Raw genomic sequence first — 16185 nt, 5'->3', positions numbered from 1 at the left:
GTATACTTCCTAATTTCAAGGAAGTGGAAAGCCCGGAAAATACCTATAAGTTATTGTATTTAAAGGTAATTGCCTTTTATGCCCTTGTCATTGATCAGGCCAATAGTCAGTGTGCTTCCCAAAAGGCGGGATAAACGGGCAAACACGGGCGGTGGGCGGTCAGGTGGGATGGAACACGGCGCGGCCCAGGTGATTGTTGGCGCTCACCAGCCGCATCAGCATCATGATAAAGGCGTTCTGATCTTCCGGCGGCAGCGGCGACAACAGCTTGTCCTGGGCGCGGCGCATGCTGTCGTACATGCGCAGGGTGATGCGCTCGCCCTCGGCGGTGAGGCGGCTGAGCTTCATGCGGCGGTCGCGCTGGCTGGGGTGGCGGCTGACCAGGCCCCGTTTCTCCAGGCGGCGCAGGATATCGGCGGCATTGCTGCGGTCGATGCCCACTTCCTGGGCCAGCGAAATCTGATCGATATCCGGGTGTTCGCGCAGTTCCGTGAGAATGCCGTACTGCACCGGAGTAAGGTCGAACTCTTCGCATTCACTGAGGAACATGGCGTAGTGGATCTGGTTGAGACGGCGAATCAAAAAGCCGGCCCGGCTCCAAAGCGGCATGGTTTCAGAATCCAGTGGTAGCGGATTCATGGGTGCATTGTCTTGCTTTTTCATTACCCCTGTTTCCTCCAATGATCGGGGCCGGCGTCAAGCGGGCGCCGGCCCGGGGGACACGGTTGATGGGAGTGTCGGGTTCGAGGCAGGCAAATAGTGCATGTTTTTCCCGGTCCCGTCGAACCGGCGCCCGCCGGCGCGGGCTTAGCGGGTCAATGCCCGGCGCAGGGTGCGCGCCGGCGGCTCGCCGAAGCGGGCGCGGTAGGCGCGGGAAAAATTGCTGACGTGTCCATAGCCAACCTGCGCCGCCACCACCTTGACCGGGGCGTCGCCGGTTTCCAGCAGTCGCTGGGCCTGGTCCAGGCGTTCGCCGCGTATGAACTCCGCGCAGGAGCGTTTTTCCCGGTGTTGGAACAACTGATTGAGGCGGCTTTCGGAGAGGCCGGCGCGGTCCGCCAGAGCCGGGATGGATAACGGCGCCCCCGGGTTATCGACAATGGCGTCACGGATTTCCAGGAACGCCTGCTCTTCCCAGGCGGGCAGCTCCTCGGTGACCGGACTGTCGCAATAATTTTCCAGAATTTCCGACAGAAACAGCAGGGCCGCGCCTTCCATCTTCATGCCCCGGCACAGGCCCTGGGCGTGCACTGCGAACAGGCTGGCGGCCAGCTGCCGCATACGGCCGCTGGGGTGCAAGGCGCGGACCACGACCTGTTCGCCAAAGCCGCCCAGGAAGGGGGTCAGCGTCGCCGGCAGCTCGCCGTCCAGGTGGTCGCGCAGCACGTCCAGGGTGCAGGCAACTCCAATGTGGCGAACCTGCTCGCCACTGCTGAGATGAAAGCAGGTGCCGCTGATGTCGGTGCGCACCAGCAGGGCGCGCTCGGGGCTGACGTCATGGCGGCTGCCATCCGGGAGTTCCATGCCGGAGCGGCCCTGAATATGAAAAATGCTCCCGATCCAGGGTTGCTGGAAGGTGGGGCGGTCCAATTGCAGGGTGCAGTCTTCTCCGGCCCGATAATCAACTCTGTACAACACCAGCCCGCTGGCCAGTTCCAGCCGTTCCATTCGTCCGCGTACACCGGGCAGTTCGAACCGCTCCCCGCCCCCCATTTCCAGTGCGTGGACAGTGCTTTTGGACGTGTTTTCGCTGCTCACCGGGTCCCCCTTTTTGGATCATCCCTGTTGTCGTTTTTAGATGATAACTTTCACGAAATTCATAAAACGGCGTCGTGGTGACGCGATCATCGGCTTGCTATTTTTTCGCCCCATCGTTGATAAAAATACCGAATCGAGGCTGCGATGTCCTGTTTTCCTTCCGGCCCTTGGGGGGCTGATTTTCACCGAAAAAAACGTGTCGGGTTGTGTTTTTCCTTGGCGTTGTTGCCGGCGATGGCGTCGGCGGTATCCGGCACGCCAGGGTCCGGAGGCACCGGTTCCGACGGCGTGCGCGGCGGCGCGGGGGGCGAGGGCGGTAGCGCCGTGGTCAATGCCGATGCGTCCCTGACCATCGCCGCGGGCACCGTGCATGACGGCGGCGTGGGGGGGCAGGGGCATTCGCTGGATGGCTATTCCGATGCCGCGAATACCGTCGCCTTCGGTCTGGACGGTTCGGCGCCACTGGCGGGGCAGGCCGGGATCAATCCCGGCGACCAATTTGCTATCACCATTGATGGCGTGACCAAAACCATCGAGATCAGTGCCACCGACACCTCGGTGGACCTCGCCGGCAAGATCAACAGCGCCTTCGCCTACGGTCTTATCAGTGCTTATGCCAGCGACGGCGGCTATGGCAATGACAGCCTTTCGATCCGTCAGACGTTTTATCTTTACAACATCGAGATGCGGGATGTGAACGGCTCGCCGCTTGCGACCCTGGGGCTGGACACGGTGTTGGCCCGGCCTTTCGACGACGGCGGGCACGGCGGTGCCGGTGGCCATGGCGTGGTGCGGCAGGGCGTGGATCTCAGCACCCATAATGCCGGTGAATTGTACGGCGGGGACGGGGGGGAAGGCGGTTTTTCCGACTATTACCTGGCCGGCGAAGGGGGAAGAGGCGGCGACGGCGGTGATGCCTTCCGGGACATGGACGGCGGCGGCACCCTGACCAATGGCGCCGGCGGCTATATCCAGGGTGGTTACGGTGGCGAGGGCGGCGCAGGCAGTACCTATGACTATCCCGCCGCCGGTGGGGCCGGTGGCAACGGCGGTACCGGTGTGCGCATGGCCGGCGCCACGCTGATCAACCGGGGCGACATCCTCGGCGGCGACGGCGGCCTGGGGGAGCGCGGTGGCGACGGGGGCGCCGCCGGTGACGCGGTGTGGATCGACAACGCGGTCAGCGTGCGTCAATTCTCGGGTGGCCTGTACGGTGGTTGGGGCGGCGACAGCGTCGGTTCCGGGGGCGACGGCGCCGACGGCGGCGTGGGTTTGCGCCTCACCGGCGGTGGCAGTGTCGAAATTCTCGGCGGCGAGGTGGTTGGCGGCCGGGGTGGCGATGGCGCCCAGAGCGGCGATGGCGGCGCCGGCATCGTCATGGCCGGTGGCGACCTGCTGATTGCCGACGGCGCCGAGGTGCAAGGCGGCGGCAGTGGGTTTGTCGGTTTTGGCATGGTGGCGGATGGCGGCGTCGGTGTCAGCGGCGAGAATCTGGACGTCACCCTGGGCGGCACGGTGAGCGGCGGCACCCGCAGTAACGGCAGCAACCGGGCGGCCGCTATCCATTTCATCGGCGGCGATAACCGGCTCACGCTGTTGAGCGGTTTCCAGCAGCGCGGCGGGGTCCGCGCCGACGGCGGCAATGATGTGCTGGCTCTGGGGGGCGGCGACGACGGCGTGTTCGATCTGGGGGAGGTCGGCACGGCGTTTCAGGGTTTCGAGGGCTTCGCCAAGCGCGGCGCCGGCACCTGGCGGCTGACCGGCACCGGTACCCAGGACTGGTCTATCGAAGCCGGTACTCTGGCCGGGAACAGCGAGGCTCTGCGGGGGGATGTGGCCAACCAGGGCGTGCTGCGTTTTGAGCAAAGTGCCGACGGCGTTTATGCCGGCACCGTCAGCGGCGCCGGTATTCTGGAAAAAAACGGCGCCGGCGTGCTTACCCTGAGCGGCACCAACCATCATGCCGGTGGCACCCTGGTCCGCGAGGGTGGCCTGTCGGTGGCCACGGGTGGCGCTTTGGGCGGCGGTGATCTGGGCCTCGACGGCGGCACGCTGATCGTTACCGGCACGGCGTTCACCGACAGCGCCCGCCGCCTTCAACTGGGCACGGGCGGCGGCACCCTGGATGTGACCGACGCCGGTCATGCCCTGGTCTGGAACGGTGCCCTGCTGGGTAGCGGCGCGTTTGAGAAAACCGGGGCCGGGGACCTGGTGCTTACCGGCACCAACGCGTTCAGCGGCGGTTTGACGGTGAGCGGCGGCACGCTTACCGGTTCCGCCGCCAGCCTGGGCAGCGGTGACATCATTAATAACGCCGCCCTGGTTATCGACCAGACCACCGATGCGGTGTTGAGCAATGGGTTCGCCGGCACCGGCGCGCTGCGCAAGACCGGCGCCGGCTGGCTCGCACTGAGCGGTGATGGCACCGCTTTCACCGGCGCCACGCGGATCGGCCAGGGCGGCCTGGCGGTGAACGGCGATTGGCACAACAGCGCCATCACCGTGGCCGATGGCGCCACCCTGGGCGGCACCGGCACGGTCGGAACCACGGTGGTGGAAAGCGGTGCCACCCTGGCGGCCGGCAACTCCATTGGCACCCTGGCCGTGGACGGCGACCTGACCCTGAACAGCGGCGCCACCCTGGCGGTGGAAGTGGATCCGACCGGTGCCGACAGTGACCGGATCGAAGTATCCGGCAAGGCCAGCCTGGCCGGCTCGGTGATTCATGTTGGGGCCGCCGGCGGCTATCGCCCGCTCAGCCAATACACCTTTCTCAGCGCCGATGGCGGGATCCTCGGCCAATTCGACGGCGTGTCCTCGGACTTCGCCTTTCTTGATCCGTCGCTGGTGTACGGCAGCCACGATGTGACGCTGAGCCTGGCCCGCAACAACGTGAGCTTCGCCAGCATGGCGGGCACTGACAATCAACGGTCGGTGGCGGCCTACGCGGAAAGCCTGCCCACCGGCCAGGCCGCGCAACAGTATCTGCTGCCACTGAGCGGCACCCGGGTGCCGGCGGCGTTGACGGCGATGAGCGGTGACAGCCTGCTGGCCGGCCCCACCGTGGCGGTGGCGTTGCAGCGTCAGTTCGCGGACGCTCTGCGCCAGCGCGGCGGTGCCTTGGACGGCGGCTCGCGGGCCTCGCTCCACCAGCGCTTACAACGGGGGTTGCAGGCGCTGGCGGCGCCCGGTGCCGGCGCTGAACGCACTATTACCCCGGCCGCACTGTCGCCGGCCCGGGCCGCCGATGACGGCGCCGGTGAGCACGGCGGCGTCTGGGTGCAGGCGGGCTCGTCCCGCTACCAGGAAGACGGTGAATTTCCCACCGGCAACGCCGGCTACACCTTCCGCGGCGAGCAGCTGGCCCTGGGCGTGGACGGCCGCCGGGGCGACTGGCTGCTGGGCGCCGCCGCCGGGCGCGGGCAGGGGGATTTCCACTATGACAACCGGGACGCGGACGGTGACCTGAAGGCCTGGTTCGCCGGCCTCTACGGACGCTGGCAGGGGAGTGACGGCCGCTATGCCAGGGGGGATCTCAACTATGGTCGTGCCCGGGTGGATCACAGCCGGGCCGCCGCCGGCGGTGCTCGGGCCCGGTCCGACAGCGACCTGCGCAGCTTGCGGGTGGATCTGGAAGCCGGCGTGGACCTGGTTCGGGGCGAGGTGGTGTGGCGACCCTATGGGCGCCTGGCCTGGACCCGGCTGAAACGGGACGCCTTCACGGAAACCGGCGCCGGTGGCCTGGACCTGGCCGTGGACGATACCACCCTGGGAATCGGGGAAGCGGCCCTGGGCATCGATGGCACCCGTCATTTCCGGGTCGGGCGTCGGCGCCTGAGCCTGAACGCCGGTCTGGCCGTGGAGCGAGGTTTCGGTGACACCCGTACCGAGCAGGACGCCGCCTTCGTCGGCTCCGGGGGTCGCTTCCGGGTGGCCGGCGCCGAGCGCGACAGGGTGCAGCTGGCCCCCCATATCGGCGTGGGCCTGGCGGTGACTCCGGCGCTCTCCCTATGGGCCGGCTACCAGGGCCGCCTGGGCGGCGAGCATGACAGCCAGGGGGCGTTGTTCAGCGGCCGCCTGACCTGGTAGCTCTTCCCGTTCCCTCTGCTCCCTTCGCCTTCCGCGCCCCGGGTTTGGACTGAATCCCCCGGGGCGTTTATGATTGCGCTCCTCCTGCATATTTCCGCGCGCCCGGCGGTTCTCCCGCACGCTCGGCCGGTCTTCGCCGGCGTCCGCATCCGGCACAGAGGTACAGTCATGTTTACAGGCATCATTGAAGCCCAGGGACGGGTGGCGGCGCTGACCCCCGCCAACGGGGACGTGACGCTGCGCATCCAGAGCGACGAACTGGATTTCGGCGACGTCAAACTGGGCGATTCCATCGCCGTTAACGGCGTCTGCCTGACGGTCACCGCCCTGGACGGCGGCAATACCTTCAGCGCCGATGTGTCCGGCGAAACCCTGTCGCTGACGTCCCTGAAGCAGCTCAAGACCGGCGGCCGGGTCAATCTGGAGAAGGCGATGACGCCCTCCACCCGCATGGGCGGTCACCTGGTCAGCGGCCATGTGGACGGGCTGGGCACCATCAAGGCGATGACCCCGGATGCGCGCTCCGTGCGCATCGACATCGAGGCGCCGGCGGAGCTGGCCCGTTACATCGCCCAGAAGGGCTCGATCACCGTGGACGGCATCAGCCTGACGGTGAACAGCGTGGACGGCGCGGTGTTCTCCCTGAACATCATTCCGCACACCCAGCAGATGACCACCATCCGCGATTGGGCGGTGGGGACGCCAGTGAATCTGGAAGTTGATATTATTGCGCGCTATCTGGAGCGGCTGCTGCTCGGTGAGCGCGCCGCCCAGACCGGCACCCAGGGCATTTCCATGGCGTTTCTGGGTGAGCACGGGTTCCTGAAGTAGCCGCCCCGGGCGCCGCACCCGTCGGCGGCCTCCAGTTGGTGCGCAAACATCGGCACGCAAGGCGTGCGTTAAAAGGTAGGTTTCATGCAACTCAACAGCATTGAAGAACTGATCGAGGACATCCGTCAGGGCAAGATGGTGATCCTGATGGACGACGAGGACCGGGAAAACGAAGGCGACCTGGTAATGGCCGCCGAGCACGTGACCCCGGAGGCGATCAATTTCATGGCCAAATACGGCCGCGGACTGATCTGCATGCCGATGTCCAAGGAACGCTGTGAACAGCTCGACCTGCCGCTGATGGTGAGGGCCAATGGCAGTGGTTTTGGCACCAAGTTCACGGTGTCCATCGAGGCCCGCGAAGGGGTCACCACCGGTATCTCCGCCGCCGACCGGGCGCGCACCGTGCAGGCCGCGGTGGCCCGGGGCGCCAAGGCCTCGGACATTGTTCAGCCCGGCCACATTTTTCCGCTGATGGCCGAGCCCGGTGGCGTGCTGCGCCGCGCCGGCCACACCGAAGCCTCCTGTGATCTGGCGGCTATGGCCGGCTGCGAAGCCGCCGGCGTGATCTGCGAGGTGATGAACGAGGACGGCTCCATGGCGCGCCGCCCGGACCTGGAAACGTTCGCCGAGCAGCACCAGCTGAAGATCGGTACCATCGCCGATCTGATTCAGTACCGGGCGCTCAACGAGCAGACCATCGAGCAGGTGTCCGAACACCCGCTGGACACCTGGTACGGCGAGTTCCGGCTGGTGGCCTTCAACGATACCGTGGATGGCCACCTGCACGTGGCCCTGGTGAAGGGCGAGATCCGGGAAGACAAGGAAGTGCTGGTGCGGGTGCACCAGGTGGACCCGCTGCGCGATCTGATGAGCGCCAAGCTCGATGGCCGCACCGGCTGGAACATGCACCGGGTGCTGGAAGCCCTGGCCGAGGCCGATGCCGGCGTGGTGATCCTCCTGGGCCAGGACGAGGACAAGGAACCCTCCCTGAACCGGCTGCGCGCCTTCTTCGAGGGCACCGCCCCGCAGGCCAAGGGCGAGTCCCGGGCCTACCGCAACATCGGCACCGGCTCGCAGATTCTCAAGGCGCTGGGCGTGCGCAAGATGCGCCTGCTCAGCTCGCCGATGCGCTTCAATGCGCTCTCCGGGTTCGGCCTGGAGATCACCGAATACGTGGAAGCGGACAGCTAACACGCTGGACGCCCGACGCCGGACGCGCGACGCTACTCACTGACAAAGCGTTGAGCGTCCGGCAGCCAATAGAAACCGCCGCAAGCGTTGGCCATGCCGACCGCGACCGGCCCGCAGGACGGAAATTATGCACGACATCAAGACCTTCGAAGGCACCCTGAACAACGTGGGCGGCCGTTACGCCCTGGTGGTGACCCGCTTCAACAGCTTCGTGGTGGAAGCCCTGCTGGCCGGCGCCGTGGACGCGCTGGTACGCCACGGCGTCAGCCGCGACGACATCGAAATCATCCGCGTGCCCGGCGCCTGGGAACTGCCGGTGGCGGTCAAGAACCTGCTGGCCAAGCGCGACTACGACGCGGTGGTGGCGCTGGGCGCGGTGATCCGTGGTGGCACCGCCCATTTCGAATACGTGGCCGGTGAGGCCGCCAAGGGTCTGGCCGCGGTGCAGAACGAATCCGGCGTGCCGGTGGCGTTTGGCGTGCTGACCGTGGACAGCATCGAACAGGCCATCGAGCGCAGCGGCACCAAAGCCGGCAACAAAGGTGCAGAGGCCGCCATGTCCGCGTTGGAAATGGTTTCCCTGCTCAAGGCGCTTTGATGACCGTTCCGTCTTCCCCCAGTGCGCGCCGCAAGGCCCGCCGTTACGCGCTGCAGGCGCTCTACCAGTGGCAACTGGCGGGCACCGCGCTGAGCGACATCGAGGCGCAGTTCCTGGCCACCAACGACATGGAAAAGGTGGACCGCACCTATTTCCATGATCTGCTGCACGGCGTGCCGACCCAGGTCGGCGAGCTGGACGAGGCGCTGCGGCCGTTCCTGGACCGCCGCGTGGAGGAGCTGTCCCAGGTGGAAAAGGCACTGCTGCGGCTTGGCGCCTTTGAGCTGAAGGAACGCTTGGACGTGCCTTACCGGGTGGTGATCAACGAAGGCATCGAGCTGGCCAAGGTGTTCGGCGCCGAGGACTCCTTCAAGTACGTCAACGGCGTGCTCGACAAGCTGGCGCGCCGGCTGCGCTCGGCGGAAACCGCCCATCGCCGCCGTGAGCCGGGCACCGACACCCAGCAGCAAGGCGACGGGGAAGGCGGCGACGCCTGAACCGCCGGGGAGCGGGCCATGGATGAGTTCTCCCTGATTGAACGTTACTTCCGCCGCCCCGGCCCGGACGGCGAGGGCGTGCTGCTGGGGCCCGGCGACGACGCCGCCCTGCTGGCACCGCCCGCCGGCGAACAGCTGGTGATGACCCTGGACACCAGCATCGCCGGCCGCCATTTCCCCGACGACCTGCCCCCCTTCGAAACCGGCCACCGCTGCCTGGCGGTGAACCTTTCCGATCTGTATGCCATGGGCGCCCGCCCGCTGTGGTTTCTGCTGTCGCTGACCCTGCCTGAAGTGGACGAGCACTGGCTGGCGGAGTTCAGTCGGGGCCTGTTCGCCCTGGCGGACCGGGCCGGCATCGAGCTGGTCGGCGGCGATACCACCCGCGGCCCGCTGAGCGTGGCGATCCAGGCCACCGGCGCGGTGCGCGCCGATCAGGTGCTGCGCCGCGACGGTGCCTTGCCCGGCCAGATTCTGGCGGTGGGCGGCGTGCCCGGCCTGGGTGGCCTGGGCCTGCGGCACTGGCAAGCCGGCCAGCGCGATTCGGACAGTGCCCGCCACTTCGCCGCGCCGGACCTGGATTTCACCCTGGGCCAGCGCCTGGCCGGCCGGGCCGGGGCCTGCATCGATATCTCCGACGGGCTGCTCCAAGACCTGGGCCATGTGCTCCAGGCCAGCGGCGGCCTGGGCGCGGTGATCGACACCGGTGCCCTGCCGGTGACCCCGGAGCTGGCGGCGCTGGACGCGGAGGACCGCCTGACCTTGCAGCTGGCCGGCGGCGACGATTACCGGCTGCTGTTTACCTGGCCCGCCGACGAGCCGCTGCCGGAGGGCAGCCATGCCATCGGCCGGATCACCGGCCCGGGCCCGGTGCGCCTGCGCGACCCGGACGGCAGCGAGCGCCCCGCCGCCGCCCCCGGCTGGCGCCATTTCCAGTAGGAGCGGCTGGGCGGTGCCCACGAAATCGACCAAGGAAAACGCGCTATGCACCCGGAATCCATTCTTGTCTTGCTGGCCCAGGGGCTGGGCGTCGGTTTGTCGCCCTGGGCGCCGGGCACCCTGGCGTCGCTGCTGTTCCTGCTGGTCTGGTGGCCGCTGGCGCGGCTGCCCAGGCCCCAATATCTGCTGGTGGTGGCGCTGGTGGTTGTGGCCGGCGTACCGCTCTGCGGGCTGGCCTCCCGGGCGCTGGGCGTCCATGACGCGGGCTCGGTGGTCTGGGATGAACTGGGCGGGCTGCTGCTGGCGCTGGCGGTGGTGCCCCGGCGTGCCGTCTGGGGGCTGGCCGGGTTCGCCGTGTTCCGCTTTTTCGATGTGCTCAAGCCGGGCCCGGTGGGCTGGGTGGATCTGCACCTGAACGGTGGTATCGGCATCGTGCTGGATGATCTGGTGGCCGGTGCTTTGGCGCTGGCGGTGCTGTGGGTGATGGTTCGGGTGTGCGGTGGGCGGCGTTCCGGCGGCCGTAACCGCCCCTGATTTGGCTGTTGTAGGAGCGGCTTCAGCCGCGATGGCCGCACCGGTTGATCGCGGCTGAAGCCGCTCCTACAACAGCCTGGGGCCTCAGGCCCGGTGGGGGCGGGCGCTGTCCAGGCGTTTGAGGCGCTCGCGCACGCTGGCTTCGATGCCGGTGGCGTCCAGGCCCTGCTGGGCCAGCAGGGCCTCCCGTTTGCCGTGGTGGATGAAATGGTCCGGCAGCCCCAGATTGAGCACCGGCACCGCCAGGCCCTCATCCAGCACCAGCTCATTCACCGCCGAGCCAGCGCCACCCATGCGTTGATGGTCCTCCAGGGTCACCAGCAGGTCGTGGCGGGCGGCGGCGTCCAGCACCGCCTCCCGGTCCAGGGGTTTCACCCAGCGCATGTCGATCACGGTGGCATCCAAGTTTTCCGCCGCTTCCAGGGCCGCCGGCACCAGCGCGCCGAAGGCCAGCAGCGCCGCCGGGCCCTTGCCCTGGCGCAGGGTGCGGCTCTTGCCGATGGGCAGGGCGGTCATGGCGTACTGAATGGCGGCGCCGGGGCCGGTGCCGCGCGGGTAGCGCACCGCCGCGGGGCCTTCGTGCAGCCAGGCGGTATAGAGCAGCTGGCGGCACTCGTTCTCGTCGGAGGGCGCCGCCACGATCATATTGGGCACGGTGCGCAGATAGGCCAGGTCGAACACGCCGCCGTGGGTGGCGCCGTCCTCGCCGACCAGGCCGGCCCGGTCCAGGGCGAAGGTCACGTCCAGATTCTGCAAGGCCACGTCGTGGATCAGCTGGTCATAGGCGCGCTGCAGAAAGGTGGAGTAGATCGCCACCACCGGCTTGCGGCCCTCGCAGGCCATGCCGCCGGCCAGGGTCACCGCGTGCTGCTCGCAGATCGCCACGTCGTGGTAGCGGTCCGGGAAGCGGCGGGCGAAGTCCACCATGCCGGAGCCCTCGCACATGGCCGGGGTGATGCCGATCAGCCGGTGGTCGCGCTCGGCCAGATCGCACAGCCAGTCGCCGAACACCTGTTGGTATTTGGGGCCCACCGCCGGTGCCGGTTTGGCCACCGCCACCTTGGGCTTGGGCTCGATCTTGTTGATCGCGTGGTAGCCCACCGGGTCCGCCTCGGCGGGGCCGAAGCCCTTGCCCTTGGTGGTGTAGACGTGCAGCAGCTGCGGGCCTTCCAGGTCGCGCATGGTGGCCAGGGTGGCGGTCAGCTCGTCCAGGTCGTGGCCGTCGATGGGGCCGATGTAGTTGAAGCCGATGGCCTCGAACAGCATGTCCGGGCTCACCATGTTCTTCATGCTCTCTTCGGTGCGGCGCACGAAGTCCCAGGCCGCCGGCATGGCGGAGAGCACCTTCTTGCCGCCCTCGCGCAGGGCAATGTAGGTCTTGGAGGCCCAGATGCGGGCGAAATAGTTGGCCAGCCCGCCCACGTTGTGGCCGATGGACATGGTGTTGTCGTTGAGCACCACCAACAGATTGGCGCGGGTGTGGGCGGCGTGGCTGAGCGCCTCGAAGGCCTGGCCGGCGGTCATGGCGCCATCGCCGATCACCGCCACCGTGCGGCGTTTCTCACCGGCGTTCTCGGCGCCCAGGGCCATGCCCAGGGCGGCGCTGATCGAGGTGGACGAATGGCCCACCCCGAAGGTGTCGTACTCGGATTCACCGCGCTTGGGAAAGCCGGACGGGCCGCCCTGCTGACGTACCTTGAGCAGGTCGTCGCGGCGACCGGTGAGCACCTTGTGCGGGTAGCACTGGTGGCCCACGTCCCACACCAGCCGGTCGTGGGGCGTCTCGAACAGGTAGTGCAGCGCCAGGGTCAGTTCCACCACGCCCAGGCCGGCGCCGAAATGGCCGCCGCTGCGGCCCACCGCGTAGAGCAGATAGGCGCGCAGCTCGTCGGCCAGCCGTTCCAGCTGTGCCTCCGGAAGCGCGCGCAGGTCCGCCGGCACCGTGATGCGGTCCAGCAGCGGCGTGGTCGGGCGGGTCAGCGGGATGTCGGTGAACGTCTTTGGCATGAATTCGAGCCTGAATCAGTCAGCGGCGGCATGACAAGGGCTGGAGTATAACGGTCACGGGCATGTGGCGTCAGTGGCCGTGCCGTCAGTGCGTGCGCTGGACGATAAAGTCCGCCAATTGTTGCAACGGCCGGGCGGCCTCGCCGTACCCGTCCAGGGCGGCGCGGGCCTGGTCACACAGCGCCTGGGCCCGCTGACGGCTGGCCTCCAGGCCGAGCAGGGCGGGGAAGGTGCTTTTACCGTGTTTTTCATCGGAGCGGCTGGGCTTGCCCAGCTGGTCGGTGTCGGCGGTGACGTCGAGGATGTCGTCCTGGATCTGGAAAGCCAGCCCGATGGCGTCGCCGAAGGCGATCAGGGCCTGCTCCAGCTCCGGGTCCGGCCGGTCGGCGGCCTGGTAGCCGAGCAGCAGGCTGGCGGTGATCAGCCGGCCGGTTTTCAGGTAATGCATGCGCTCCAGGGCGGTGATGTCCTGCAGGCGGCCATGGGCGGCCATATCCAGCATCTGGCCGGCGGCCATGCCGGTGACGCCGGCGGCGCGGCCCAGCACCCGTACCATGGCCACCCGGGCGGCGTCGGAATAATCGCCGGCGCGGGCCAGCAGATCGAACGCCAGGGTGTGCAGGGTATCGCCGGCAAGAATCGCGGTGGCCTCGTCGAAGGCCCGGTGGCAGGTGGGCTGGCCCCGGCGCAGGTCGTCGTCGTCCATGGCCGGCAGGTCATCGTGCACCAGGGAATAGGCGTGGACCGACTCCACCGCCACCGCCGCCACGTCGGCGCGCTCCAGGTCGCCGCCGGCCAGCCGGCAGGCGGCGTACACCAGCATCGGGCGAATCCGCTTGCCGCCGTTCAGAGCGGCGTAGCGCATCGCCTCGGCCAGGCGTGGGCTGTCGCTGGTGGCGGGGTCCGGCAGGTATCGGGACAGGGCCTGTTCCACCCGGCTCCGGAAGGGTGAAAGAAGGGGTTCCAGGGCTCTGGGCTCCTCGCTCATGGCGGTCATCGGCTCGGCGGGTAACGCGGACGGGAATCGGCACCGTCCGCCGGGAGCGGCAACGTTACGCGAGCCTCCCCGGTCGGTCAATTGGCTCGGAAAGCGTTTCAGGCCTCCGATTCAAGCGCCTCCTGAAGACGGTACCCGTAGCCATAAATGGCGTTCACCCGCCAGCCGTGATCCGGTGTCAGACCGAGCTTTTGTCGTAACCGGTAGATGTGTACATCCAGGGTGCGGGAAGAGAAGCGCTCGTCGCGCCCCCAGACATAGTCATACAGGTAGCTGCGCGCCAGCGGTTTGCCGATATGGGTGAACAGCAGGAACGCCAGCCGGTATTCCTGGTAAGTCAGCTTGACCGGGTGATCATCGCGGTAAATGCACTGGCGCTGGGTATCGAAGCGGATATTGCCCAGGGTCAGATTGTTCTCGGCGTCCCGTTCCCGGCCGCCGTTCTTGCCGCGCCGCATGGCCACCATGGCCCGGGCCGCCAGTTCACGGGGGCGGAACGGTTTATTGACGAAATCATCGGCGCCGCTGGCCAGGGCCGCCACCACATCCTGCTCGCCGGTGCGCACCGTGAGCATGATGATGGGGGGCGGTGTGTCCAGGTAGGAGCGCAGCCAGCGCAGCACGTTAAGACCACTGCCGTCCGGCAATTCCCAGTCGAGGATCGCCAGGTCGAAGGTATCCCGCATGGCCGCGGCGGTGAATTCCGAAACCTGGGAGAACGTGGAGATTTTCAAACTCAGGTTTTGTTGTCGCCAGGGATCGGCGAGAGCCTGGTGAGCTTGCTCTCGCATCGCCGGGTCATCGTCCAATATTGCGATATGCATTTTCCCTGTTCCTTTGAGTGATTGAAGACCGTGGGTGTCTCATCAGGGAGGCATCAGAGTGAAGATTATCGATAAAAAAAAGGTACTCTTCATTGACCCGGCAGCATGAATATACCAAAACGCGCGGAGATGCACGGTTCGGTAACACTTCCAGTGAAAATAACGGGGGCGGAAAAGCGCGATTCCGCGAAGGACGAAAAAACAGATTCAAACGTTTGGAATTAATGATAAATTCTTATCTTTATTAATGATTAAGTGCCTGTTGTTGTCCCAGATCAGCATTTTTAGCTACGACAAAATTAACAAACGTGAATGCCGTGTGAACAAAAGTGTCATTATGTTGCCGGCCCCCTCAGCACCTCCCTAATGTTCCCCTCGCCTTGCCGCCCTGATTTGGATTGGCCTCTGCTTGATTTTGGCGATTAACGGCAGCCCGAGCCGGATATCTCCCGGGAAGGTAAGGCGCGCCGGCCCCTTCGGGCCGATTCTTCGTTCGCGTTAATCACGTTATGGGGTGACTCCATGTTTACTTTTCGTTCAATGGCGGCGGCGGCCCTGCTGTGTGCCGCCGGCTCAGCCATGGCCGCCGACGGCACCATTACCTTCACCGGCAAAATCATCGATCAAACCTGCAACATCACCACGCCGGGGGGCGCCGATTTCACCGTGACCCTGCCGACCGTGGCCGCCGCTACCCTGGCCTCCGCCGGTGACGTGGCCGGTCGCACGCCCTTCTCCATCAATCTCAGTGATTGCGCCGAGGGCGACGTGGCCACCTATTTCGAGCCCGGCCCGTCCGTGGATTTCGAGACCGGTCGTCTGGTCAACCAGGCCGCTGGCAACACCGTGGCAACCAACGTGCAGATTCAACTGCTCGGTGAGAACAACCAGTTCGTGCCGATACTCGCCGCCGGTGGTGATGGCGCCCAGCAGAACTCCCAGTGGGTGACGGTGCCGGCCGGCGGCGGCGGGGCGGACCTCCATTACTACGCCGAGTACTACGCCACCGGCCAAAGCGGCGCCGGCGACGTTTCCAGCAACGTGCAGTACACCATCATTTACAAGTAACAACGCGCGGCGCCGGTGTTTCAAGCCGCCGGCGCCGCAAGGAATTTTTGGGGGGCGCTTATGAGATATGGCGTAGGAGGATACCTCGCGCTGTGCCTGCTGGGGTTGATCGGCTGCGTGTCTTCGGCGTCCGCCAGTGTGGTGATCGGTGGCACCCGGGTGGTGTACCCGGCCAGCCAGCGGGATGTTTCCGTGCAACTGATGAACCAGGGCGATTCACCGGCGCTGGTGCAGGTCTGGATCGACGCCGGCGATGCCGGGGTGACGCCGGAGGCGGCGCGGGTACCGTTCGTGGTATTGCCGCCGTTATCCCGTATCGAGCCGGCCAGCGGGCAGGTGGTGCGCATTGCGTTCACCGGCGAGGCGGACCTGCCGGAGAACCGGGAATCGGTGTACTGGCTCAATGTGCTGGATGTACCGCCCTTGCCGGAAGGCGATGGCAGGGTGCCGCAAAACTACATGCAGTTGGCGGTGCGCTCGCGGATCAAGCTGTTCTTCCGGCCCCGGGGTTTGAAAGGCAACGCCAATCAAGCGCCGGAGTCGCTGAACTGGTCGCTGACGGCGCCGGAGGGCGGCGGGCCGGCGCTGCGGGTGGAAAACCCCACCCCCTACCATGTGTCCCTGGCCCGCCTGCGTATTCCCTCGGCGGCCGGATACCAGACCGTGCCGCTCGGTGACCGGAGCATGCTGGACCCGCTGGGTAGTGCCCGGTTCGCGCTGCCGGCGGACCTGCCGGAAACCGCCGAGAGCATCGAGATCACCACCATTAACGATTTCGGTGGTCGGGTCACCCGGACCGTGCCCCTGGCTCGCTAGTGCCAATCATCCATTGGGGGACGCGCAGTGAGA

14 protein-coding genes are annotated in these 16185 nt (G+C 66.7%); 9 read left to right on the top strand and 5 right to left on the bottom strand.

Features of this window, described 5'->3' with window-relative positions:
* Positions 1 to 159 precede the first annotated feature (159 nt).
* Both FGS76_RS10445 and FGS76_RS10440 read right to left on the bottom strand, forming a co-directional pair.
* Positions 160 to 663 (bottom strand): MarR family winged helix-turn-helix transcriptional regulator, encoded by a 504-nt coding sequence (locus FGS76_RS10445; protein WP_205717240.1) that lies wholly within the window; start codon positions 661 to 663, stop codon positions 160 to 162.
* A 144-nt stretch (positions 664 to 807) separates the two neighbouring features.
* The gene (locus tag FGS76_RS10440) at positions 808 to 1758 is read right to left on the bottom strand and encodes an AraC family transcriptional regulator (protein WP_240692503.1); all 951 of its coding nucleotides are present in this window, start codon (positions 1756 to 1758) and stop codon (positions 808 to 810) included.
* A 204-nt stretch (positions 1759 to 1962) separates the two neighbouring features.
* Here FGS76_RS10440 and FGS76_RS10435 point away from each other — a divergent pair, with 204 nt between their 5' ends.
* From FGS76_RS10435 to FGS76_RS10405, 7 genes are all read left to right on the top strand, one after another.
* Positions 1963 to 5847 (top strand): autotransporter outer membrane beta-barrel domain-containing protein, encoded by a 3885-nt coding sequence (locus FGS76_RS10435; protein ID WP_138772582.1) that lies wholly within the window; start codon positions 1963 to 1965, stop codon positions 5845 to 5847.
* A gap of 168 nt (positions 5848 to 6015) precedes the next feature.
* Positions 6016 to 6678, top strand: a complete 663-nt coding sequence (locus FGS76_RS10430; RefSeq protein ID WP_138772581.1) for a riboflavin synthase — start codon at positions 6016 to 6018, stop codon at positions 6676 to 6678.
* An 84-nt stretch (positions 6679 to 6762) separates the two neighbouring features.
* The gene (gene ribBA / locus FGS76_RS10425; protein WP_138772580.1) at positions 6763 to 7872 is read left to right on the top strand and encodes a bifunctional 3,4-dihydroxy-2-butanone-4-phosphate synthase/GTP cyclohydrolase II; all 1110 of its coding nucleotides are present in this window, start codon (positions 6763 to 6765) and stop codon (positions 7870 to 7872) included.
* A 127-nt stretch (positions 7873 to 7999) separates the two neighbouring features.
* Positions 8000 to 8470, top strand: coding sequence for a 6,7-dimethyl-8-ribityllumazine synthase (gene ribH / locus FGS76_RS10420; protein ID WP_138772579.1), 471 nt, complete (start codon positions 8000 to 8002; stop codon positions 8468 to 8470).
* Entirely contained in the window at positions 8470 to 8967 is a 498-nt protein-coding gene (gene nusB, locus FGS76_RS10415) for a transcription antitermination factor NusB (RefSeq protein ID WP_138772578.1), read from the top strand. The genes ribH and nusB overlap by 1 nt, the downstream gene beginning before the upstream one ends.
* A gap of 18 nt (positions 8968 to 8985) precedes the next feature.
* Entirely contained in the window at positions 8986 to 9906 is a 921-nt protein-coding gene (gene thiL, locus FGS76_RS10410; protein ID WP_138772577.1) for a thiamine-phosphate kinase, read from the top strand.
* A gap of 45 nt (positions 9907 to 9951) precedes the next feature.
* On the top strand, positions 9952 to 10440 hold the full coding sequence (locus FGS76_RS10405; RefSeq protein WP_138772576.1) for a phosphatidylglycerophosphatase A family protein: 489 nt from the start codon (positions 9952 to 9954) through the stop codon (positions 10438 to 10440).
* Between the two features lie 84 nt (positions 10441 to 10524).
* Here the strand turns inward: FGS76_RS10405 and dxs are convergent, their stop codons facing one another.
* The 3 genes from dxs to FGS76_RS10390 all read right to left on the bottom strand — a co-directional run bounded on the left by dxs (position 10525) and on the right by FGS76_RS10390 (position 14268).
* Positions 10525 to 12447, bottom strand: coding sequence for a 1-deoxy-D-xylulose-5-phosphate synthase (dxs, locus tag FGS76_RS10400; RefSeq protein ID WP_138772575.1), 1923 nt, complete (start codon positions 12445 to 12447; stop codon positions 10525 to 10527).
* Between the two features lie 85 nt (positions 12448 to 12532).
* The gene (locus FGS76_RS10395) at positions 12533 to 13435 is read right to left on the bottom strand and encodes a polyprenyl synthetase family protein (RefSeq protein WP_138772574.1); all 903 of its coding nucleotides are present in this window, start codon (positions 13433 to 13435) and stop codon (positions 12533 to 12535) included.
* Positions 13436 to 13542: 107 nt separating this feature from the next.
* Positions 13543 to 14268 (bottom strand): response regulator transcription factor, encoded by a 726-nt coding sequence (locus tag FGS76_RS10390; RefSeq protein WP_138772573.1) that lies wholly within the window; start codon positions 14266 to 14268, stop codon positions 13543 to 13545.
* Between the two features lie 522 nt (positions 14269 to 14790).
* On the opposite strand from FGS76_RS10390, the gene FGS76_RS10385 reads away from it, so the two are divergent.
* Entirely contained in the window at positions 14791 to 15336 is a 546-nt protein-coding gene (locus FGS76_RS10385) for a fimbrial protein (RefSeq protein WP_138772572.1), read from the top strand.
* Between the two features lie 60 nt (positions 15337 to 15396).
* Positions 15397 to 16152 carry a fimbria/pilus periplasmic chaperone gene (locus tag FGS76_RS10380; RefSeq protein ID WP_138772571.1) on the top strand — a complete coding sequence of 252 codons (756 nt, stop codon included), beginning with the start codon at positions 15397 to 15399 and terminating at the stop codon, positions 16150 to 16152.
* Positions 16153 to 16185: the final 33 nt, after the last annotated feature.

Source organism: Alloalcanivorax gelatiniphagus (assembly GCF_005938655.1).
In the GTDB taxonomy this organism is placed as follows: domain Bacteria; phylum Pseudomonadota; class Gammaproteobacteria; order Pseudomonadales; family Alcanivoracaceae; genus Alloalcanivorax; species Alloalcanivorax gelatiniphagus.
This window is presented reverse-complemented; position numbering and strand designations above follow the sequence as displayed.

Coding starts and splice junctions, on each gene's coding strand:
- FGS76_RS10445 (WP_205717240.1), bottom strand. CDS start 663: ATGAAAAAGCAAGACAATGCACCCATGAATCCGCTACCACTGGATTCT.
- FGS76_RS10430 (WP_138772581.1), top strand. CDS start 6,016: ATGTTTACAGGCATCATTGAAGCCCAGGGACGGGTGGCGGCGCTGACC.
- ribBA (WP_138772580.1), top strand. CDS start 6,763: ATGCAACTCAACAGCATTGAAGAACTGATCGAGGACATCCGTCAGGGC.
- ribH (WP_138772579.1), top strand. CDS start 8,000: ATGCACGACATCAAGACCTTCGAAGGCACCCTGAACAACGTGGGCGGC.
- nusB (WP_138772578.1), top strand. CDS start 8,470: ATGACCGTTCCGTCTTCCCCCAGTGCGCGCCGCAAGGCCCGCCGTTAC.
- thiL (WP_138772577.1), top strand. CDS start 8,986: ATGGATGAGTTCTCCCTGATTGAACGTTACTTCCGCCGCCCCGGCCCG.
- FGS76_RS10405 (WP_138772576.1), top strand. CDS start 9,952: ATGCACCCGGAATCCATTCTTGTCTTGCTGGCCCAGGGGCTGGGCGTC.
- dxs (WP_138772575.1), bottom strand. CDS start 12,447: ATGCCAAAGACGTTCACCGACATCCCGCTGACCCGCCCGACCACGCCG.
- FGS76_RS10395 (WP_138772574.1), bottom strand. CDS start 13,435: ATGAGCGAGGAGCCCAGAGCCCTGGAACCCCTTCTTTCACCCTTCCGG.
- FGS76_RS10390 (WP_138772573.1), bottom strand. CDS start 14,268: ATGCATATCGCAATATTGGACGATGACCCGGCGATGCGAGAGCAAGCT.
- FGS76_RS10385 (WP_138772572.1), top strand. CDS start 14,791: ATGTTTACTTTTCGTTCAATGGCGGCGGCGGCCCTGCTGTGTGCCGCC.
- FGS76_RS10380 (WP_138772571.1), top strand. CDS start 15,397: ATGAGATATGGCGTAGGAGGATACCTCGCGCTGTGCCTGCTGGGGTTG.